This is a genomic window from Bacillus sp. CH30_1T (assembly GCF_008364765.1).
Lineage (GTDB): Bacteria > Bacillota > Bacilli > Bacillales > Bacillaceae_B > Rossellomorea.
In genome coordinates this window covers 201,668-223,390 of record NZ_VTUY01000005.1, presented here as the reverse complement: position 1 = coordinate 223,390, position 21,723 = coordinate 201,668, and the positions used below count along the sequence as shown (strand labels likewise).

Below are 21,723 nucleotides of genomic sequence, written 5' to 3'. Positions count from 1 at the left end.
GGTTTCCTCCTTTAGTGATCTTTTCGTCATCCTTACAGGAACTTTCCACCATTTAGGATAACCAATTCGCTACATCTTTTGCGAAATACGTAATAATAAGGTCTGCACCCGCACGTTTCATGCTTGTCAGTTTTTCCATTACGATTTCCTGTTCGTTTACCCAGCCGTTTTGAGCCGCTGCTTTCACCATGCTGTACTCTCCACTTACGTTATAAGCGACAACTGGGGCATTAAAACGGTCTTTCACTTCCCGCATGATATCTAAATAGGAAAGGGCAGGTTTGACAATTAAGAAGTCTGCGCCTTCTTCTATATCCGACTGTGCTTCTCTTAACGCTTCGAGGCGATTGGCAGGATCCATCTGATACGTTCTGCGATCTCCGAATTGCGGAGTAGAGTGTGCTGCATCACGGAATGGACCATAGAAGCTTGAGGAGTACTTAACGGCATATGACATGATCGGCACATCATGATAGCCGGCTTCATCCAAACCGTGGCGGATCGCTGCAACGAACCCATCCATCATATTCGAAGGGGCAATGATATCAGCTCCCGCTTCAGCTTGGCTGACCGCCGTTTTTGCTAATAGATCAAGCGTTTGGTCATTCAGTACTTTTCCATCTTTTACGATTCCACAATGCCCGTGGCTCGTATATTGACATAGACAAGTATCGGCAATGATGACAAGCTCAGGATAATGTTCCTTCACAAATCGGGTTGCTCTTTGGACGATTCCGTGGTCATGATAAGCTTGTGTTCCTGCCTCATCTTTTTCAGCTGGAACTCCAAATAAAATGATGGATTTAATCCCTAAGGAAACCACTTCATCCATTTCTGCTTTTAAGTTATCCAGGGAAATGTGAAAAACCCCTGGCATGGAAGGAACGACATTCTTAATATTTTCCCCTTCCACTACAAACAGTGGATAAATTAAATCTTCTTTTCTCAGATGAGTTTCTCTTACTAACGCACGCATATGATCTGATGTACGCAGGCGACGATGACGGTTAAAATGCAGATCTTTCATGTGTAAACCTCCTAAGTAAATAAAGTTTTATTTTGATGATCTATTTATGATAAATTTTTCCATTTCGTTTACCATTTCATTTACAGTATAAATGCTGGGACAGATTTTTACATGTAATCCGTACTTTTCAGCCGTATTTTTTGTAATGGGACCAATGCATGCAATGGGTATATCCCGGATTTTATCATGAAGGCTGTACTGATCGACCACCTTCATAAAATGATGAACCGTTGATGAGCTGGTAAACGTAATGATATCAGGTTTTTCTTCTTCAATGATGTCCTTCAACTGTCCGATGCTCCCTTCTGGAAGGACGGTTTCATAGACAATCCATTCCTGACAGGACACCCCTGCAGAGACAAGCTTCGAAGCAATGACGTTTCTTGCCAGGTTCCCTTTAGGAATCAGGACGTCCCCTGAAGGCTTCACTTTCGAAATGAATTCTTCTGCAAAGTCATCCCCTGTAAAATGCTCAGGCACGAAGGAAACAGGAATTCCATATTTCCTGCAATAGCGTTCCGTTATACTTCCGACTGCAGCAAATTTCCCGGAAAAAGAGGATAAATCGAGCTGTAATCGTTTCAATGCATGAAGAAAGAATCTTACTCCATTTTTGCTGGTGAAAATAATCCATTCGTACGTATGTATGGTTGTTTGAAGATTCGTTTCCCACTCATCTTCATTAGGTTGAAAATGAAGGAGCGGCACCACAATCGGAACCCCTCCCACGTCTTCTATGAGGGAAGCCGTTTCACTGGATCCCTCACTTCCGCGAGTAATCAAAACCTTTATGTTTTCTAAAGGCCCTTTACCCTTCATTATTGATCTAGCTCCTCTTTCACCTGATCGATTAAAGCCTTAGCTCCCAGGTCTGTTAAGCTTTTTGCGACGTTTTCCCCTACTTGCTGAGGATTTTGACCCACCATGTATTCTTTATAGATTGTTTTCCCATCAGGTGAAGCCACAAGCCCCATTAAAGCTACGTCCCCATTGTCTTTCAGCTCAGCAAATCCTGCAATTGGCACCTGACATCCGCCTTCCATTTTATGAAGGAAAGCTCTTTCAGCCGTAACGGTCTCAGTCGTCTCAACACAAGCAAACTTCTGAAGAAGCTCAAGCAACTCAGAATCATCTTCCCTGCATTCAATGGATAACGCACCTTGTCCTACTGCAGGAAGGCAAAGGTCAGGGTCAAGGAATTCCGTTACAACATCTGATGTCCAGCCCATACGAGATAACCCTGCCGCTGCAAGGATAATCGCGTCGTAATCCTCATTCTTAAGCTTAGTTAAGCGCGTATCGATATTACCTCGGATCCATTTGATTTCAAGATCTGGACGAACGGATAAAATCTGTGCTCCTCTGCGCAGACTGCTCGTTCCTACGATTGCACCACCCGGTAAATCTTTAAGCGCTACATGATTTTTACTGATGAACGCATCACGGTGATCCTCACGTTCCGGTATACATCCGATGGTCAGTCCTTCAGGTAAAACCGCTGGCATGTCTTTCATACTGTGAACGGCCATATCGATTTCTTTATCCAGCATCGCTTGTTCAATTTCTTTTACAAACAAGCCTTTTCCACCGACTTTTGACAGGGTGACATCAAGGATCTGGTCACCTTTTGTAACAATTTCCTTCACTTCGAATTCGTAAGAGGGGTCCAGTGTTTTCAACTGATTGATCACCCAGTTTGTTTGTGTCAGTGCTAATTTACTTCGTCTCGATCCAACAATGATTTTTCTCATAATGACCTCCTGAAAACTTATGAATACCAGAAATGAAATGAAGACAACCGACTGCCCAAGAAAAAGTTAATTAAAATGATCAAGAAGGCTGCAACATTAAGTAAAGCTAATGACTTACCAAATACATTCTTTTTAATGCGAAGATATAAATAACTACTATATAAAATTAATAGAATGAATGAGCCAACTATTTTCGGATCATACCAAATGAAATCCGGAAGCTTGATATATGCCCATTGCAGTCCCAGTATCAAGCTCAATAGAAGCATGGCTACACCAATGGAGTTCGATATATATGAGATCTTCTCAAGTTTGGACAAATCGCTGATCCGCCATAACCTTTGTCCCCACTTCTTCTCCTTCAAAAGTTTAAATTGCAGGAGGTAAAGCAAGGAAAACACAAAGGATAACGAAAAGGCGCCATATGAAAGGATCGCCATCGTAATGTGAATCAACAATAATTCAGATACGAGCTGTTCTGCCACCGCCTGTGACTCTACCTGTACCGGTGCAAACGTATGGATCGCCATGATGATGAATCCGAGTACATTTGTGAAGAACACCGTAAAGTCAACTCTTAATAATCGATTGATGACAAGTGACAGGGTGATGAGTACCCAGGCATAAAAATAAAGTCCCTCAAAGATGGTGAGGACCGGAAACCTGCCTGTATTCATCATGTAGAGAAATAAAAAGATTGTTTGAAGGATCCAAACAATCGCAAGTAACCAGAAGGCAAACACATTCGCCTTCCGGTTTTTGTTTAAGAAATCTATAAAGTAAAAGAGAATACTAATAGCATACAGAACAATCATAAGTTCATGCAGCCTAGTCATCGTTTGTTCAAACATAGACAATAACCTCACTTATGCTTGAAAAGAAGGCTGTGGTACAAGCTTAAGTTCGCTCTCAGTCTTTTCATTGGCTGCTTTCACTTGTTTCTGCTCTTGCACTTGTTGTTCAATATTAAAGATATTGATGAATAAATCCAGTTTATCTTCAGCATCAGGAAGTCCTGCTAATTCCTTCGCTTGAAGGATCGGATCCTTCAACAACTGATTAATGATACTCTTCGTATGCTTATTTAACACTTTTCGCTCCCGATCAGTTAAGTCAGGCATTTTCCGTTCGATGCTCTCCATCGTTTCGGCTTGTATGGAGAGTGCTTTTTGTCGCAGTGCTGAAATAACCGGAACAACTCCAAGCATATTCAACCACTCTTTAAAAGCTACAATTTCAGCTTCAATCATGATTTCGATTTCCTCAGCGGCTTTCTTTCGCTCAGCCAGGTTCGCCTGAACGATGCCTTCTAAATCGTCGATATCATAAAGGAAAACACTTTCTAATTCTCCTATGGAAGGATCCAGGTCACGAGGTACCGCAATGTCCACCATGAAAAGAGGACGACCTTTTCTCATTCTTTCGACATGTGACATCATCTCTTTTGTGATAACAAAATCCTTTGCACCGGTGGAACTGATCATAATGTCCGCCTCTACAAGGGCACATTGAAGCTCCTTTAGTGTTTTGGCATTACCGCTGAAACGGTCTGCCAAGGTTTGAGCCTTTTCATACGTACGATTAATGACCGTCACTTTAGTGGCTCCGCTGCCATGAAGGTTCTGGATCGCCAGTTCTCCCATTTTACCGGCACCAAGAATAAGAACATGCTTTTTCTCCAGGCTGCCGAATACTTTTTTAGCTAATTCAACGGCTGCATAGCTGACAGACACAGCATTGGAACCAATATCTGTTTCTGAGTGACCCTTTTTGGCTACCGTCACTGCCTGCTTGAACAGATGATTAAATACTGTACCACTCGCTCCTGACTCCTGTGCATTCAGGAAGCTTGAACGAATCTGTCCGAGGATCTGGGTTTCCCCCAACACCATTGAATTCAATCCGCACGCAACCTTAAAAAGGTGTTCGACTGCTCCTTCTTGTTCATAAATGAACAGATAAGGCGTGAACTCCTCTTTATCTATATCGAACCATTGAGATAAGAAATCTTTAATATAATAACGACCTGTATGAAGCTGATCCACTACTGCATAGACTTCCGTTCTATTACATGTAGAAACAATCACATTTTCCAGAATGCTCTTCTTTTCCTTTAAAGCCTTCATAGCGAAAGGAAGATCAGTTTCATTGAATGATAAACGCTCACGAATCTCAACAGGGGCCGTTTTGTAATTCAAACCAACGACTATTGTATACATGCTATGCACTACACCCCCAACTAAAATCATTACTCTTATTATAACATGTCCTAAAAAGCTCCCGACACCAAAATGTGAACAGAAATTGAAACCTAAGTATGATACATTTATAAAGGTAAGAAGGCATGCTTCTTCCGGTACTTGCAAATCATTCATTTCATCATATACATTTAAGATTAATAAAGAATGAGCATGAAAGCATTTTCAATTCTAAAAAAATCTTTCATATTTCGACATTCCCTACTAATGTAGGGTACCAAAACAAGCCTAAAGAATCAAGTAATGGAAAGGTTTTTCACCTATTTGCCGAGACATCTGGGCTTATATTTATTATTATGTATTATTTTCCCTGAAAAAACAGTATTTAAAACATTTAGTATAAAAAGATACGGGAGGAAGAGTATGAAACAACAACAAAGAATTTTCCCAGGAATGATCTTAATCGGCTTCGGAGCATACTTTTACTTACAGCAAGCGAACATAGTCCTGTTTCAGGAGTTTTTCACATGGCCGACATTATTGATAATTGTTGGACTGGCTTTTCTCGGACAGGGATATGCCGGAAGAGATCATGAAGCGATATTACCAGGTACGATCCTCGTTGGATTCGGTCTCCATTTTCATGTTGTCAATAAACTCGAAATCTGGCCGGATCACATAGGGACTTTCATTCTGATCATTGCATTGGGTTTTCTGCTCAGGTACCAGAAAACGAGAGCAGGGCTATTTCAAGGGGTGCTCTTTTTAACCCTGTCTATCATTCTATTATTCTATGACAAAGTGGTTGGATGGTTTGGCTTCATAGGAGGTAATGTGGAGACTGCTTGGGAATTCTGGCCGATTATCATTATTGGAATCGGTGTCTACTTATTGTTTATAAAGAGAAAATAATTCCATATAATCCATAATAAAAGCCCGGAAATTACATCCGGGCTTTTTGTACGAACTATTATAGAACTGAATCCAGAAATTCTCTTGTACGCTGCTCTTTTGGAGCATTGAATAATTCCTGTGGATGCCCCACTTCCACGATCCTGCCATCGTGCATATACACGACCCAATCGGCTACCTCGCGGGCAAACCCCATTTCATGGGTCACGACGACCATCGTCATCCCCTCTAAAGCAAGCTCCTTCATGGTTGCCAAAACCTCTCCGACCAATTCAGGGTCCAGTGCAGAGGTGGGTTCATCGAAGAGCATGATCTCAGGCTTCATGGCAAGAGCCCTCGCAATGGCCACACGCTGTTTCTGTCCACCGGATAGCTTGGATGGATAGACATTTTCCTTATCTCCCAGGCCGACTTTCTTTAATAGCTCTTTCGCATCCTTCTTTGCTTCTGCTTTCGAAACCCCTTTGACATAAACAGGTGCTTCCATCACATTTTCCAGGACCGTTTTGTGAGGGAAAAGGTAGAAATGTTGAAACACCATTCCTACTTTTTGACGGATTTTATTTAAATCATGTGTATCCTGGTTGACTTCATCGCCTTCGATGACAACCTTTCCATTGTCTTTCAGTTCCAGGAAGTTTAAGCAGCGGAGCAATGTACTCTTCCCTGATCCACTGGCTCCAATGAGGCAAACCACATCACTTTCCTTTACGCTGATATCAATGTCCTTCAATACATGTAAATCACCAAAGGATTTATTTAATTTTTCAACTTTAATCATTTCCTGACTCACACTCATCCCTCCCGCATCTTTATTAATCACTAACCGACATCCGTTTTTCTATGATATTGACAATCGTTGAGAACACCAGTACCAGAACCAGATAATAGATCGCTACAACGAGCAGGTAGGTCATGTAATCGAAGTTGTTGGAACCAAGCGTCGTTGCCACACTGAACAATTCGAACATCCCTATGAATGATGCAAGAGATGAATCCTTTAATGCAATGATGAACTGATTACCCAGTGGAGGCAGGGCACGTCTGAATGCCTGGGGTAAAATGATTCTTCTCATGGACAATCCAAGAGACATCCCGAGAGACCGTCCCGCTTCCATTTGTCCTTTATCAATGGATTGAATGGCTCCACGGAATATCTCGGCGATATAGGCACCATTATGGAAGGCAAGTCCCATCACGACAGACCAGAAGCCTGAGATATTTAATGAGGTTAATCCGAAGTAGAAAATAAAGATTTGAACAATCAATGGTGTTCCACGTACAACGAAAATATATAAATCCGCTAAAAGTTCCAATGGCTTAATTCCGGAAATCTTGAGAAAAGCGAAAAACAAACCAATCACAATCGCAATCAGAACAGATACAAAGGTTAATTGGAATGTTAGTAACATTCCTTTAAGAAATACATCATATGTACTTGTTAAGGTTTCAAAAAAATGCATGAACTTCCCTCCAGTCTATTCAATACGTGTAACCTCCCGAAAACGGACAAAAAGCGAATGCGCATAGAAGCACATTCGCTCTGTGTCATGCTGCCTTTACTCTTCTTCAGGATCTGATGTGATATCTGTATTAAAGTACTTTTCACTGATTTTCTTTAGCGTACCGTCTTCTCTCAATGTTTCAAGAGCTTTATTAATTTCATCCAGTAACGCTTCATTTTCTTTGCTTACGGCGATGGCTTGCTCACTGCGGCCGATCAGCTCACGGGCTTCGATATTCAAATCTGCAGCGATCGCTTCTTTCCCTGTAATGAAGTCGGTAATTACGGCATCATGCTTGCCCTTATTTAAAGCTTCTAATGCGACTACGTCACTATCATATTGTTGAATATTATCCGTTATCCCCTGGGCAGTCTCTGCATAAGTAGATCCCTTAGAAACGGCAATCTCCATACCTTCCAGATCATCAAGCGTTTCTACAGAACTGTCCGGACGAACAAAAATCTGAGGGCCGGAATAATAATAAGGAGTTGAGAAGTCTACTTCCTTCAAGCGTTCATCCGTGATCGTATGGCTGGCAACTGCTGCATCAAAACGACCCGATTTCACTCCTTCTACAATTCCTGCGAACTTAAATTTCTTTTGTTCGGGTTCAAGACCCATTTCTTTCGCAACAGCTTCTGCCACTTCAATATCGAAACCTGACATGGTTCCATCATTATTCGTTACACTGAATGGCTTAAATTCACCTGAAGCTGCATAAATAAATTTGCCTTCCTCTACTAACTTCGCACCATTCTCCGTTGTGGCTTTGTCGCCGCAGGCTGATAGAAGTAGCACAGAAATGACTAACAAGACTAGGCTTTTCCAATTCTTCACTGGCTAGAGTCCCCCTTATGTAGCTTGTAATATTTTTAATCTTTCATAATTTTATCAACAAAAGAGAAAATTCTCAAAATTCAAATATAGCTTCCACAGCTTATAATTTTCCATTTTAGTGGATGAAGCGGATTCAGCTCAGTTACAGGTAAATATGCGCCTCTATCCTTTTATTTCCTTTCATATACTTTGGCGTTATAGGACAATAAACCTTATACGGACTTCAGTAGACCCTCTTTTATACTACTTTTAAGCTAGATTGGTGTTGTCATTATTTAGTAATGAAAAACCTGTTACTCAAGTAATTATTTATAACATAAGATCTGCAAAAGCTCTGTCAGTCAGTGAGTGCTGGATGGTGAGAAAGCAACAAAGTTTACAAAAAGCGCTAGTAATAAAAAAGAACTGATCTCCACTTATGCGGAAATCAGTTCTTTTTAAGGCTTATTTATAGTACGACTTGATAGCGTCCCAGGCTTTGTCTTTTCCAAGGCCCGTTTCGGAAGAGAACATGATGAGATCGTCTTCTTTGTCCATATTTAGCGTTTCTCTTGTAACTTTCAGGTGCTTCTGCCATTTGCCTTTTGGGATCTTATCCGCTTTGGTGGCGATGACGATGCACGGAAGCTCGTGGTGCTTGAGGAAATCGTACATCATCACATCATCATTGGTGGGCGCATGGCGCAGGTCCACGATCAGGACAACCGCCCTTAGCTGCTCACGGGAAGTGATGTATGTTTCAATCATCTTCCCCCATGCTTCCCGTTCTGTTTTGGATACTTTGGCAAAACCATATCCGGGTACGTCCACATAATAGAGGGTTTCTTCTATTTTATAGAAGTTCAGTGTCTGGGTTTTACCCGGCTTGGATGAAATCCTTGCCATGCTCTTACGACCGATCATTTTATTGATGAATGAGGATTTCCCTACGTTCGAGCGCCCCGCTAAGGCAAACTCCGGAAGAAAATCGCCAGGATATTGTTCAGGCCTGACTGCACTGATGACTAGCTCAACTTGATTTACTTTCACTTCTTTTCACCTACTAATGCTTTCTCTAAGACTTCATCAATATGGGATACGAGGATGAACGTTAATTCTCCCCTCACACTTTCAGGAATGTCATCTATATCCTTTTCATTATCTTTAGGAAGGATAATCGTTTTAATTCCAGCACGATGAGCGCTTAATGTTTTTTCTTTCACTCCTCCGATTGGAAGGACTCTTCCTCTAAGAGTCATTTCACCTGTCATTCCTACTTCACGATTGACGTATTTACCTGTCAGTGCTGATACGAGTGCCGTTGTAATGGTAATCCCTGCTGAAGGACCATCTTTTGGAACTGCCCCTTCAGGAACGTGGATGTGAATATCATGTTTTTCGTGGAATGACTCGTCGATCCCAAGGTCTTTCGCTTTCGAACGAACGTAACTAAATGCGGTCTGAGCGGATTCCTTCATGACATCTCCCAATTTTCCTGTCAGCACAAGCTTACCTTTACCAGGTGCTAAGGATACCTCGATCTGCAAAGTATCTCCGCCAACGGTCGTGTAAGCAAGGCCTGTTGAAACTCCGATTTGGTTTTCTACTTCTGCTTGACCATATCGGAACTTTTTCTTCCCCAGGAACTCTTCAATATTACTGGACGTGATCACAACTCGCTTCTTCTCACCAGAAACAATGATTTTCGCCGTTTTTCTACAAAGGGCTGCCAGGTGGCGTTCTAAACTCCTCACCCCGGCTTCTCTTGTGTAATAGCGAACAATATCAACAATCGCTTCATCCCTGACTTGAAGCTTCGATTTGTTTAAGCCATGATCTTTGATCTGCTTTTCTAATAAATGATGCTTCGCGATATTTAATTTTTCAAGCTCTGTATAACCTGCAATCGTGATGATCTCCATTCTGTCTCGGAGTGGACCAGGAATGGTCGATAAATCATTCGCCGTTGCGATGAACATGACGTTGGATAAATCATACGTTTCTTCAATATAGTGATCACTGAAGTTCGAATTTTGCTCTGGATCAAGCACTTCAAGCATCGCAGAAGAAGGATCACCTCTGAAATCACTTGACATTTTGTCAATCTCATCAAGGAGGAAGACAGGGTTGATGGTACCTGCTTTTTTCATGCCCCGAATGATTCTGCCTGGCATCGCACCCACATACGTACGCCTGTGACCTCTGATCTCTGACTCATCCCTAACGCCTCCAAGGGAAATCCGGACAAAGTTTCGACCAAGTGATTCAGCCACTGAGCGGGCTAAGCTGGTTTTCCCGACACCCGGAGGTCCGGCAAGACACAGGATAGGTCCTTTTAGAGATCGTGTTAACTGTTGAACTGCCAGGTATTCAAGCACTCTTTCTTTTACCTTTTCAAGACCGTAATGATCTCGGTTCAAGATTTGCTCAGAACGATTTATATCCAATTGATCTTCAGTTTCAGTAGACCATGGAAGGGATACAAGCCATTCGATATAATTACGTATGACAGAGCTTTCAGCAGAGCTGGATGGCACTTTTTCATAGCGGGCCAGCTCTTTCAATACAGTTCTTTCAACATCCTCCGGCATATCCGCTTGTTCAATCTTAGACGTTAAATCTTCAATTTCACCGGTTTTTCCTTCTTTGTCGCCTAATTCTTTTTGAATGGCTTTCATTTGTTCCCGTAAGTAGTATTCTTTTTGGGTTCTTTCCATGGAACGCTTCACTCGCTGCCCGATTTTTTTCTCAAGGCTAAGCACTTCTTTTTCATTGTTAATGGTCTCGATCACCATTTGAAGCCGCTTTTTAATATCCAGTGTTTCAAGAACATTTTGCTTTTCTTTCATTTTCAACGGAAGATGGGAGGCAACGATATCCGCAAGTCTTCCCGGCTCTTCAATATCTGAAACAGTGGAATACGTTTCTGCTGAAACTTTTTTTGATAGCTTTATGTATTGTTCGAAATAATTCAATAACGTCCTCATTAAAGCGTCTGTTTCCGATTCTTTCACATCGGAATCTCTGAATTCCTTAATTTCCACTTCATAAAAGTCTTTTTGCTCAGTAAATGTTTCAATAGACGCCCTGTTTAAACCTTCAACCAGAACCCTGATCGTTCCATTCGGTAATTTAAGCATCTGCTTTACCTTTGTAAGAGTTCCCATTTCGTAAAAATCTTCTTGTGTTGGCTCATCTATATTCATATCTCTTTGAGTGGTTAAGAAAATTAAATGATCATCCATCATTGCTTTTTCTAAAGCTTGTACGGAGCGCTCACGTCCAACGTCTAAATGCAAGACCATTGTTGGATACACAAGTAAGCCTCTTAATGGAAGGAGGGGAACCGTTAAATTATTTTGATTTGCCACATATAACACCTCCGAATTTTTGCTCTAAGTCTTTGTACAATTCTAACTTATTTACTAGGTAGTGTCTATTAAATAGGTATTTACAACTTTATTCAAAACCGTTTATCGTTTATTCCATTTTCTCTTTCATTCAAAAACAAACCGATTCGGATAGACCCGAATCGGTCAACAGTCTATACACTTTTCTTATTTTGTTCTGTTATAAGATCAGTTTGCAGTGGCGTTTCCTTCATAAGAGCAAGATCCAATACTTCTTTGAGCTGTTTCACCGGGATCACTTCAATTCCCTCAATTTCACTTAACATTGCTTGCTGGTTATCATAAGGGATGATTGCTATAGTGGCACCTGCCAATTTTGCGCCCTTCACTTTCGCGGTCACGCCCCCGACTGGTTTCACGAGACCGTGGATACTGATTTCACCGGTAACGGCAATGGTATGTTTCACTGGGATACGGTAAATGGCAGAGTAGATCCCAAGTGCCATAGCGATTCCGGCAGAAGGTCCGTCTACAGGGACTCCACCAGGAAAGTTCACATGAATATCATATTGATCAGCAGGTACTCCCATGGAACGAAGCACCGTAATTACATTTTCAATGGAGCCTTTCGCCATGCTTTTTCTTCGGACTGATTTACTACGATCACCAATGCTTTCTTCTTCCACAATTCCCGTCACATTGATCAGTCCTTTATCCGAGGCCGGGATCACCGTTACTTCAATCTCGAGTAATGAACCCGTATTAGGGCCGGTTACGGCTAACCCATTTACTAGACCAATCGTTGCTTGTTCATTGATTTTTTTCTGATAGCGCGGGGAAAGCTGACTGGATTGGATGATCCACTCTAATTCATGATCAAAGATTTCTTTCCTGTTTTCTGTAATGGCCACTCCAGCCGCAATCTGGACCATATTCACCGCTTCACGTCCATTACGGGCGTAGGAGGCAAGCGTTTCAAGACCCTTGTCACTAATTGTCATCTCTACTTTTTCAACGGCTCTGGCAGCTACTTTTTTCACTTCATCATGCTCAAGCTCTCTAAAGAAAACTTCCATACATCTCGAGCGAATGGCCGGCGGAATTTCACTTGGCGTACGGGTGGTCGCACCGATTAAACGAAAATCAGCCGGAAGGCCATTTTTGAAAATATCATGTATGTGGGTAGGGATTTGATGATTTTCTTCATTATAGTAGGCACTTTCAAGAAACACTCTGCGATCTTCCAGTACTTTTAATAACTTATTCATTTGTATAGGATGCAATTCTCCTATTTCATCAATGAACAATACTCCTCCATGGGCATTTGTTACAGCCCCTTGCTTCGGCTGGGGAATCCCCGCTTGTCCCATAGCTCCAGCTCCTTGATATATAGGATCATGGACAGACCCAATTAATGGATCGGCAATTCCCCGTTCATCGAAACGTGCGGTTGTGGCATCCAGTTCAACAAAAACAGCGGCAGGTTTAAAAGGAGATTTTATATTCTTCTTGGCTTCTTCCAGGACCAGCCGGGCAGCTGCGGTTTTCCCAACTCCAGGCGGACCATAGATGATCACATGCTGAGGGTTCGGACTGCATAGTGCTGCTTTCAAGGCTTTAATTCCATCTTCTTGGCCAACAATATCTTCAAAGCTTGATGGTCTTACTTTTTCTGCAAGAGGTTCAGTTAATGAAATGGATCTCATCTTCCGTAACTCTTCCATTTCTTTTTTTGACTCACGATCAATGGAAACTTTTTGCGTTCGCTGATTTTTCAATAGGTTCCAGAAATACAATCCAATGATGATTCCGAAGAATAATTGGATAAACAAAGCGATGCTAGTAAAGCTCATTCGTCTCCCTCCAAGTAGATACAAGTTGTTATCGGTTAGTATCTCCTTGACCCTGTGGGAATAAACAAAAAAATTCTGGTTCTAAAATGAGTAAAATAAAGAAATATGGAGTTATTTTTAATTGCTACTAAGCATGTAATGGTTGATTTCCACTCCAGGTGCTCGCTTTCCGCGGGGCGTGAGTTGAGCCTCCTCGGGCTTTGCCCTGTGGGGTCTCAACTTTCTCGCTATTCCCGCAGGAGTCGAGCACCCTCCGTTCCAATCAACTTTCTGAGAATGTCTCTTTTAAGGAAATATTTAATAATAACAAACCTTTAGCAAACAACTTTAAAAGGTGAGTGAGGTTGATATTTTTAAGGAAGCAGAATTTTTTTCCGGTAGTTAGTTTTTCTTTCACAACTTTAGGCTCTTTCACTAAAACCCACTCACCATCCAGCACACACTAATTGACAGAGCCTTGGCAGAGATTATGTTAATAACAACAAGCTTTGCGAATCGAGCATTGTTTTTTAATCTTAAACCTAAAAAAAAGCCAAGAATGAAAAATCATTCTTGGCTTTACTTTAAGCTATTAAGCTGATGTCTTTTCTTCGTTAGGATCAATCATCGTCCCGTCTTCGAGCATTAGATGCGGAACTGCATCTTCAAGGATTGTTTCTTTTGTAATGATACATTTTTTAATATCATCACGGGATGGAAGATCGAACATCACATCCAGCATCATGGTTTCGATGATAGAACGTAGTCCGCGGGCACCTGTTTTACGCTCAATTGCTTTTTTAGAGATTTCAAGCAGAGCATCTTCAGTGAACTCAAGCTCCACATCATCTAATTCAAGCATTTTTTGATATTGTTTTACTAATGCATTTTTTGGTTTTGTCAGGATTTCAACAAGCGCTTCTTCATCAAGAGGCTCAAGGCTTGAAATCACAGGTAGACGACCGATGAATTCTGGAATTAATCCAAACTTCAATAGATCTTCAGGCACAACTTTGGAAAGAAGGGATTTGTCTTCTTTTACTTCTGCGTTTTTAGGGTCAGAACCGAAACCAATCACCTTTTGACCTAAACGGCGTTTAATGATTTGTTCGATTCCATCAAATGCTCCACCACAAATGAATAGTACATTGGACGTATCGATTTGGATGAATTCCTGATGAGGATGCTTACGACCACCTTGTGGAGGAACGCTTGCTACCGTACCTTCAAGAATTTTCAGAAGTGCCTGCTGAACACCTTCACCTGAAACGTCTCTAGTGATCGATGGATTTTCAGATTTACGTGCTACTTTATCGATTTCATCGATGTAGATGATTCCTTTTTCAGCTTTTTCTACATCGTAATCAGCTGCCTGGATTAATTTCAATAGTATATTCTCTACGTCTTCCCCTACGTAACCGGCTTCAGTTAGTGAAGTGGCGTCAGCAATGGCGAAAGGAACGTTAAGAATACGAGCAAGTGTTTGAGCAAGTAATGTCTTACCGCTACCTGTCGGTCCGATCATCGCAATATTACTCTTGGACAGTTCAACGTCATCGACTTTACTACTTGAGTTGATACGCTTGTAGTGGTTGTATACGGCTACAGCCAGAGATTTCTTTGCTTGGTCCTGACCAATTACGTATTCGTCCAGGATTTCCCGAATTTCACGAGGTTTCGGAACGTCTTTAAATTCTACTTCTTCTTCCGTACCAAGCTCTTCTTCTACGATTTCTGTGCAAAGTTCGATACATTCATCACAAATATACACACCTGGTCCAGCGACTAGTTTACGAACTTGGTCTTGTGTTTTTCCGCAAAAAGAACATTTTAGTTGTCCTTTTTCATCATTAAATTTAAACAATGATTTTCACCCCTTAGTTAAAACTTCATAAAATCGTGCTCTGTTTTCAATAAACGAACGATTTCTTACATCCCATTACCTAAAGTTATGTACTGCATTTTATCATATTATATGTTCGTAAAGAAATTGATACGATTCTTAAGAATCATCTTATTATGTAACACGTATTTTAGCAAATATTTTACATTGCTAGTTAGTATCTTGTCCAATTGAAGTCAGGTAATGTAAAAAATCTAATTATGTATGTTCCTGGTGAAAAATAATGGAACCCCGTTTAATAAGCTTTTTCCAAAAATAGTGGTTCTTATTCTTGTTTGATGGATAAAGTTTCTTATTAGATAGAGTATAGTATTTTGGCTCATTTTGCCACAGAAACAAAAAACACCTGAAGCAAACTCGTTTGCTCATTCGTTTTTTGTTTCTGTGGCAACTTTTCAGCTCTGCTGAAAAGCGTGTGAAACATTCGTTTCACACGAATGAGCCAAAATACGGTGTAATATGACCGTTCATTGTACAAAACAAGGCACGAAGAAATCGCGCCTTGTTTGCTATTTTTATTATGCTACAGTTTTGCTGTTTTCAACAAGGAATTCTACCGCTTTACGTACTTTAAGGTCAGCTTTAAGTGTGTCAAGGCCGCCTAGTGCTTGTTTGATGTTGTCAGCAGACATGTTGTATTGTTCAGCCATTTTGTTTACTTCTTCTTCTGCTTCTTCGTCAGTTACTTCAAGGTTTTCAGCTGCAGCGATTGCTTCCAATGTAAGGTTTGTGCGAACGCGTTTACCAGCATCTTCTTTCATTTGACCGCGAAGATCTTCTTCTGTTTGACCAGAGAATTGGAAGTAAAGGTCAAGGTTCATACCCTGCATTTGTAGACGTTGTTCGAATTCTTGCATCATGCGGTCTACTTCAGCTGTAACCATTACTTCTGGAATTTCAACTTCAGCATTGTCAGAAGCTTTATTTACAAGAGTTTCACGAACGGCTGTTTCAGCTTCGTTCTTTTTAGACTCTTGAAGACGATTTTCGATTTTTTCTTTTAGTTCAGCAAGCGTTTCAACTTCTTCGTCAGCGTCTTTTGCGAACTCGTCATCTAATGCCGGAAGTTCTTTCGCTTTGATTTCGTGAACTTTCACTTTGAATGTAGCAGGCTTACCAGCAAGTTCAGCTGCATGATATTCTTCAGGGAAGTTAACTTCTACTTCTTTCTCTTCTCCAGATGCCACCCCGATTAATTGCTCTTCGAAACCTGGGATGAATTGACCTGAACCTAACTCAAGAGAATAGTTTTCAGCTTGGCCGCCTTCGAATGCTTCACCGTCAACGAATCCTTCGAAATCCATTGTTACAGTATCGCCATCTTCAGCTTTTCCTTCTTCTTTTACAGCTAGTTCAGCTTGTTTTTCTTGAAGTGAAGTAAGTTCAGCTTCTACATCTTCAGCTGTTACTTCTGTTTCCATTTTTTCTACTTCAAGACCTTTGTATTCTCCAAGTTTCACTTCTGGCTTCACTTGTACTTTAGCAGTGAAGATTAGCTCTTTGCCTTTTTCCATTTGCTCAACATCGATTTCCGGACGGTCGATTGGATCGATTCCTGTTTCTTCGATTGCTTTTGCATACGCTTCAGGTAAGATGAAATCTAATGCATCTTGGTAAAGTGATTCAACACCAAAACGTTTTTCGAACATTCCACGAGGCATTTTCCCTTTACGGAATCCTGGTACGTTAACTTGTTTTACAACTTTTTTGAATGCTGCGTCCAATCCTTCGTTTACTTTTGCAGCCTCAACTTCAATTGTAAGTACTCCTTGGTTTCCTTCTTGCTTTTCCCATTTTGCAGACATACTGTTCCCTCCAACAATCTATAATTGATCTTGTATTTTTACGCATAGTAGTAGATAGTCCCGTATGAATCTAGCACTATCATCGTAAATATATGAAAAACTTTTACATTACAACCATTACATTATAACATACAGCCACTGTCTTTCAACAGAGAGCATTTAAATATTAGGAGAGGAAATTTCCTCTAGTTCCGTAAGTCTTGTTAGAATCCACTGAGATTGTGTGTTTTCAACCTGGTCTTTTAACTCTTCTTCAAGGATTGCATCGGCAAACATCCCTGCCGTGTAGTAAGCATACACCGAAGCGATTGCTTTTGGTTCCTCCTCAATTGTAAATGGATAGAGAAGAAAGGTATGCCTTTTCAGTAATTCTTGAGCGTGCTGAAATAGCGTAGGATTCGTTTGTGCCAGAAGATCATCCAAAGAGTCTGTGACCATCTTAAAGAAATCAGACTCGAACACATCTTCCAAAGAGGAAGGAGACACCTGCTCCTCCACCCCAAACTTCGCTACAACTACTTCTTTATCCATTCCATGCTCCCTTAAAACATTTAAGATCATCGTTTGCAGAAATGGGTGGGCGGCTGAATTCTTTAAAACTGATTGCAACTCCCCAATGAATGGTTGAATGTTACGATGAACCAACTGTGCCACGATCAACGTCTGCTCTTCCAGGCTCTTTTCGGATAAGATAGACGAGTGATCCACTTCTGATGCTTCTTCAGGAATTGTCGCTTTTCCGTTCATTACTTTTTCACTGAATTGTAGAAGCTTCCTGAAATGTTCTTCCTTTTCAAAGGGCACTTCTTTTTCATCAAACAGGGCGTTGATCGTGTCGACCACTTCTCCGTGCTGATGAAGCTGGATAAGAATCATCAAATACATATCAACGACCTCGAAGTAGTCCCCGATCCCTTCTAGGAGCATCTCTTTACATATGTATCCTGCTTTGTCATACTGCTTGCTTTCATAAAGAGATAGCACGAGTGCAGTATTAATATCGGGATTATCAGGTTCTAATTCATAGGCTTGCGTGAGCAACTGAGAGGATTCATGAACCTCTCCTTTCTCAAGTGCCTGCACACCCTTTTCCAGCAGCCGATCCTTCAATCCTGGAAACTGTACGATTTTCCCTTTTCCTTCATGGTTTCCCTTAGTCATAAAACGTACCTGCCTATACTTTTTAGTTGCTTTTAGTTTAGCACGATATCTTTTGGATAACAAAAAAAGCCTACCCTTTTCAGGTAAGCTTTGTGTATGTAGGATATATGGCGTCCCAGGAGAGATTCGAACTCCCGACCGACGGCTTAGAAGGCCGTTGCTCTATCCTGCTGAGCTACTGGGACGTGATTTGTTTTTCAAGGACAATATTTATTATATTCACATAGCATCAATAAGTCAACAGATTTTCAAAAAAAGTTTTATTTAATTTTTTCAGGGTCGTTATTTCTAACTGTAATAGTGGAAGAGAACCCGCCGCGGCAGGCTCTCACAATGATTTACAATTGAAAGGATTGAGTCAATTCGTCCAGAACTACATGATCATGAGTTAAGAAAGTTACCTTTATTTCCTGATCATTTGCTTCCACCAATGCATAGGTTCGTTCTCTCCTGCCTCTTGGCAAAAGGATGCTTCCCGGATTCAAGAACAATGTGCCATTATTCAATTCTGCACCGAGTGTATGAGAATGGCCAAAGAAAACAAATTGTGCTCCAACTTCTTCAGCTTTATAACGCAGCTTCATCAGTGACATTTTAATCCCATAAAGATGACCGTGCGTCACCATGATTGAATTGCCCTCTACCTTTTCAACAAGGTCTTCGGGTAGCCTGGCATCCATATCACAGTTTCCCCTCACAACCAGATAGGGGGATAAAGACTGGTCATCTGCACTTAATTCGGAATCTCCGCAGTGTACCATGGCATCTACTGTAGATTGATATTTCTCTGATAGTTCCAATAGTTCTTCTTTTGATCCGTGACTATCACTTACGACCAATAGTTTCATTCCGCTCACCCTTTAAATAAAGTCTGAGATTATGTTCTTAAGTTTTTTTAATGCATTCCCACGATGGCTGATTTGACTCTTCTCGTCTTGAGTTAGTTCAGCCATGGATTTTCGAAGAGTAGGAACGTAGAAAATCGGATCGTACCCAAACCCATTCATTCCTCTTTTTTCTTGCAAAATCATGCCTTCGCATGTTCCTGTAACGGTTTTAGTTTCCCTATTTGGCCCGGCAATTGCCAAAACACAGTGAAAACGTGCGGTACGGTCGGATTCTTCAAAATATTCAAGTTCATTTAATACCTTCTCTATGTTCGCCTCGTCACTCTTCTCTTCGCCCGCATAACGTGCAGAATACACCCCCGGGCGACCTTCCAAGGCATCTATGGCCAATCCGGAATCATCCGCAATCACCAATTCTCCTAATTCCTGCGCAACCGTTTCAGCCTTTAGTATAGCATTTTCCTCAAACGTTTCACCGGTTTCTTCAACATCTTCAATGTGAGGAAGGTCTAGTAATGTTTGTACCTCATATCCGTATGGAGCAAACATATGTTGAAATTCTTTTGCTTTTCCTCTGTTTTTCGTGGCTATGATCACTCGTTTTGTCATCTACAATCTCATCCCTTTATTGAAATCTTTTTACTATTTCACCTAATGATTGCTGCTGAATTTGGAATAGCTCGTGGATTCCTTCTTGTCCAAGTTTTAACAGTTGATGCAATTGGTCCATTGTAAAGGTTGCTTCTTCCCCTGTTCCCTGCAGCTCTACAAATTCACCTTCACCCGTCATGATGATGTTCATATCCACTAATGCGCTGCTATCTTCAATATAATTCAAATCAAGAACCGCCCCGTGCTCTTCAACAATCCCCACACTTGTGGCTGCCAAGAAACTTTTCAGTGGAAAAGAAGAGATTTTTTTATTGTCTTGGAGCTTAGCCACTGCGATTGCCGTGGCAACGAAAGCTCCAGTGATCGAAGCCGTTCTTGTCCCGCCGTCTGCTTGAATGACATCACAATCAATCCAGATTGTACGTTCTCCTAATGCGTCCAAATCGACTACAGATCTTAACGCCCTTCCAATAAGACGTTGAATTTCCATTGTTCTTCCTGAAACCTTCCCTTTAGAAGATTCACGAATGTTTCTCGTTTCCGTTGCTCTTGGCAACATGGAATATTCAGCCGTGATCCACCCTTTTCCACTGTTTCTCATAAAAGGAGGCACTCGTTCTTCGATGCTGGCATTACAAATGACCTTCGTTTCTCCAACCGTTATGAGGACGGAACCTTCCGGGTGTTTCACATAATCTGTCTCGATCTCAATATTCCGCAATTGATTCTTTTCTCTACCATCTGTTCTCATATCATTACCTCCTGTATTTTCGTAAGTTATGTAAAAACGGTCTAATCAAAAATAGAAGAGGCGGCATTATGCCAACCTCTTTTCGGGTGTTTCTATAATAGTATATCAAAAAATTGTATTTTAAAAACTAATTGTATTCACATTTTCTGGTCTTGTCACTGGTTCTGTAATGGTTTCGCCGTCTTTAGACACTACCGTTGCTTCACCATTCACTAAAACAGAGACTCCTTTAATTCCTTTTTGCTCTGTCAAAGAAAGAACCAGAGAATTTAACATATGTTCAGAAACCATTTTTTCTTCAAGACTTCCATAGACCGCTTCGTTAAAGTTCAAAGTAACGGTTCCGTCTTCAAGCTTCGGATCGTCTAATAGTTTAGCTCCTGTAAAATCACTTGCAAGCGAAGAGGAATACCCTGGTCCATCAATCAATTCATTCACAACTGCCGTGACTTCATCAACAGAATTTGAGCTCACACGCTTGGTAACAGGTACGTAATAAGATTTATCATCGGTTTGAGACACATAATACACCGTTAACGGTTTTGTGCTCGTAGGATCCACCACACCGGAAGTATCCACGTTAATACCTACTTTCCTCGTTAATCCTTTTTCATCAATCGGTGTTCCGTTAACAGGCATTTCAGTCAGTGGATATCCGTTTACTCTAAGCTCTACTTTTTCAACAGAATCAAATTGAGTAAGCGTCCATGTAACCGACTGAAGAATTCTCTGCTCATCTTCAGGCTGGTAGTTATTGAACTCCGGAGAGAAATCGGCAATGGCCGTGCCTTCTTTTATATCGACCGTCACTTGCGTATCTGCCGGAAGCACGGCTCTAAACCCATTCGGCAGCACATTTTCAACCGGTCCATTTTTGACCAGATACTCAATAGCTTGTTTAGCTACACTTTCTTCACCTGGAAGCGGGAGTGATTGTGAGACAACATATCCATTTTTATCGATCAAATAAAGTTCTGTCATGACCGTTTCAGCATTAGCTTCTTCTTCCTTGTTCACCTCTTTTTCTGCTTCTTCTCCTTTAGCCGTATCCACTTTCTCCCCTTCTTTTAAGTAGGATAGGTCTTGAGGAGGATCGATTTTCTCTTTATCATCACCGAAACTAAGTAATCCACAACCTGAAAGATATACAGAAGAAGCTAAAACCGATACAGCAATTGAAACCTTTGCTTTTTTTGCCATTGGGAAACCTCCTAAAAGACAGTTTGTACTAACATATATACGAGCCCGCTCT

The 21,723-nt window shown here is 41.1% G+C and carries 19 protein-coding genes and 1 tRNA gene; 1 reads left to right on the top strand and 19 read right to left on the bottom strand.

Annotated features, from left to right (window positions below; genetic code table 11):
- Nucleotides 1-52: 52 nt before the first annotated feature.
- Genes hemB through hemA form a run of 5 tightly spaced genes read right to left on the bottom strand, consistent with a single transcriptional unit; the run spans nt 53 to nt 4,997 of the window.
- Complete coding sequence (gene hemB / locus F0342_RS12580) at nt 53-1,027, bottom strand: porphobilinogen synthase (RefSeq protein ID WP_149156272.1); 975 nt, start codon at nt 1,025-1,027, stop codon at nt 53-55.
- A gap of 27 nt (nt 1,028-1,054) precedes the next feature.
- A complete protein-coding gene (locus F0342_RS12575; protein WP_149156271.1) occupies nt 1,055-1,846 on the bottom strand; it encodes a uroporphyrinogen-III synthase in 792 nt (263 codons plus the stop codon).
- Complete coding sequence (gene hemC, locus F0342_RS12570; protein ID WP_149156270.1) at nt 1,846-2,778, bottom strand: hydroxymethylbilane synthase; 933 nt, start codon at nt 2,776-2,778, stop codon at nt 1,846-1,848. The genes F0342_RS12575 and hemC overlap by 1 nt, the downstream gene beginning before the upstream one ends.
- A 17-nt stretch (nt 2,779-2,795) precedes the next feature.
- Complete coding sequence (locus F0342_RS12565) at nt 2,796-3,629, bottom strand: cytochrome c biogenesis protein (RefSeq protein ID WP_149156269.1); 834 nt, start codon at nt 3,627-3,629, stop codon at nt 2,796-2,798.
- A 15-nt stretch (nt 3,630-3,644) separates the two neighbouring features.
- Complete coding sequence (gene hemA / locus F0342_RS12560; protein WP_149156268.1) at nt 3,645-4,997, bottom strand: glutamyl-tRNA reductase; 1,353 nt, start codon at nt 4,995-4,997, stop codon at nt 3,645-3,647.
- A gap of 402 nt (nt 4,998-5,399) precedes the next feature.
- Here hemA and F0342_RS12555 point away from each other — a divergent pair, with 402 nt between their 5' ends.
- A complete protein-coding gene (locus F0342_RS12555; RefSeq protein WP_149156267.1) occupies nt 5,400-5,888 on the top strand; it encodes a LiaI-LiaF-like domain-containing protein in 489 nt (162 codons plus the stop codon).
- 58 nt (nt 5,889-5,946) lie between these two features.
- Here the strand turns inward: F0342_RS12555 and F0342_RS12550 are convergent, their stop codons facing one another.
- From F0342_RS12550 to F0342_RS12485, 14 genes are all read right to left on the bottom strand, one after another.
- Nucleotides 5,947-6,669, bottom strand: a complete 723-nt coding sequence (locus tag F0342_RS12550) for an amino acid ABC transporter ATP-binding protein (RefSeq protein WP_188048537.1) — start codon at nt 6,667-6,669, stop codon at nt 5,947-5,949.
- A 34-nt stretch (nt 6,670-6,703) separates the two neighbouring features.
- Nucleotides 6,704-7,351, bottom strand: a complete 648-nt coding sequence (locus tag F0342_RS12545; protein ID WP_148969847.1) for an amino acid ABC transporter permease — start codon at nt 7,349-7,351, stop codon at nt 6,704-6,706.
- 96 nt (nt 7,352-7,447) lie between these two features.
- Nucleotides 7,448-8,230, bottom strand: coding sequence for a transporter substrate-binding domain-containing protein (locus F0342_RS12540; protein WP_149156266.1), 783 nt, complete (start codon nt 8,228-8,230; stop codon nt 7,448-7,450).
- Nucleotides 8,231-8,674: 444 nt separating this feature from the next.
- Entirely contained in the window at nt 8,675-9,259 is a 585-nt protein-coding gene (gene yihA, locus F0342_RS12535) for a ribosome biogenesis GTP-binding protein YihA/YsxC (protein WP_149156265.1), read from the bottom strand.
- Nucleotides 9,256-11,580, bottom strand: a complete 2,325-nt coding sequence (gene lon / locus F0342_RS12530; RefSeq protein WP_149156264.1) for an endopeptidase La — start codon at nt 11,578-11,580, stop codon at nt 9,256-9,258. Before lon ends, yihA begins: the two co-directional genes overlap by 4 nt.
- 173 nt (nt 11,581-11,753) lie before the next feature.
- Complete coding sequence (gene lonB, locus F0342_RS12525) at nt 11,754-13,412, bottom strand: ATP-dependent protease LonB (RefSeq protein ID WP_149156263.1); 1,659 nt, start codon at nt 13,410-13,412, stop codon at nt 11,754-11,756.
- A 571-nt stretch (nt 13,413-13,983) separates the two neighbouring features.
- Nucleotides 13,984-15,255 carry an ATP-dependent protease ATP-binding subunit ClpX gene (gene clpX, locus F0342_RS12520; protein ID WP_149156262.1) on the bottom strand — a complete coding sequence of 424 codons (1,272 nt, stop codon included), beginning with the start codon at nt 15,253-15,255 and terminating at the stop codon, nt 13,984-13,986.
- Nucleotides 15,256-15,812: 557 nt separating this feature from the next.
- Nucleotides 15,813-17,099 carry a trigger factor gene (gene tig / locus F0342_RS12515; protein WP_149156261.1) on the bottom strand — a complete coding sequence of 429 codons (1,287 nt, stop codon included), beginning with the start codon at nt 17,097-17,099 and terminating at the stop codon, nt 15,813-15,815.
- A gap of 159 nt (nt 17,100-17,258) precedes the next feature.
- A complete protein-coding gene (locus F0342_RS12510) occupies nt 17,259-18,260 on the bottom strand; it encodes a tetratricopeptide repeat protein (RefSeq protein WP_149156260.1) in 1,002 nt (333 codons plus the stop codon).
- 108 nt (nt 18,261-18,368) lie between these two features.
- Nucleotides 18,369-18,445: transfer RNA gene (locus tag F0342_RS12505), tRNA-Arg, on the bottom strand.
- A gap of 153 nt (nt 18,446-18,598) precedes the next feature.
- Entirely contained in the window at nt 18,599-19,108 is a 510-nt protein-coding gene (locus tag F0342_RS12500; protein ID WP_149156259.1) for a metallophosphoesterase, read from the bottom strand.
- A 12-nt stretch (nt 19,109-19,120) separates the two neighbouring features.
- Nucleotides 19,121-19,717, bottom strand: coding sequence for an XTP/dITP diphosphatase (locus tag F0342_RS12495; protein ID WP_149156258.1), 597 nt, complete (start codon nt 19,715-19,717; stop codon nt 19,121-19,123).
- A 16-nt stretch (nt 19,718-19,733) separates the two neighbouring features.
- Complete coding sequence (gene rph, locus F0342_RS12490) at nt 19,734-20,471, bottom strand: ribonuclease PH (RefSeq protein ID WP_149156257.1); 738 nt, start codon at nt 20,469-20,471, stop codon at nt 19,734-19,736.
- Between the two features lie 120 nt (nt 20,472-20,591).
- Nucleotides 20,592-21,671 carry a GerMN domain-containing protein gene (locus tag F0342_RS12485; protein ID WP_149156256.1) on the bottom strand — a complete coding sequence of 360 codons (1,080 nt, stop codon included), beginning with the start codon at nt 21,669-21,671 and terminating at the stop codon, nt 20,592-20,594.
- Nucleotides 21,672-21,723: the final 52 nt, after the last annotated feature.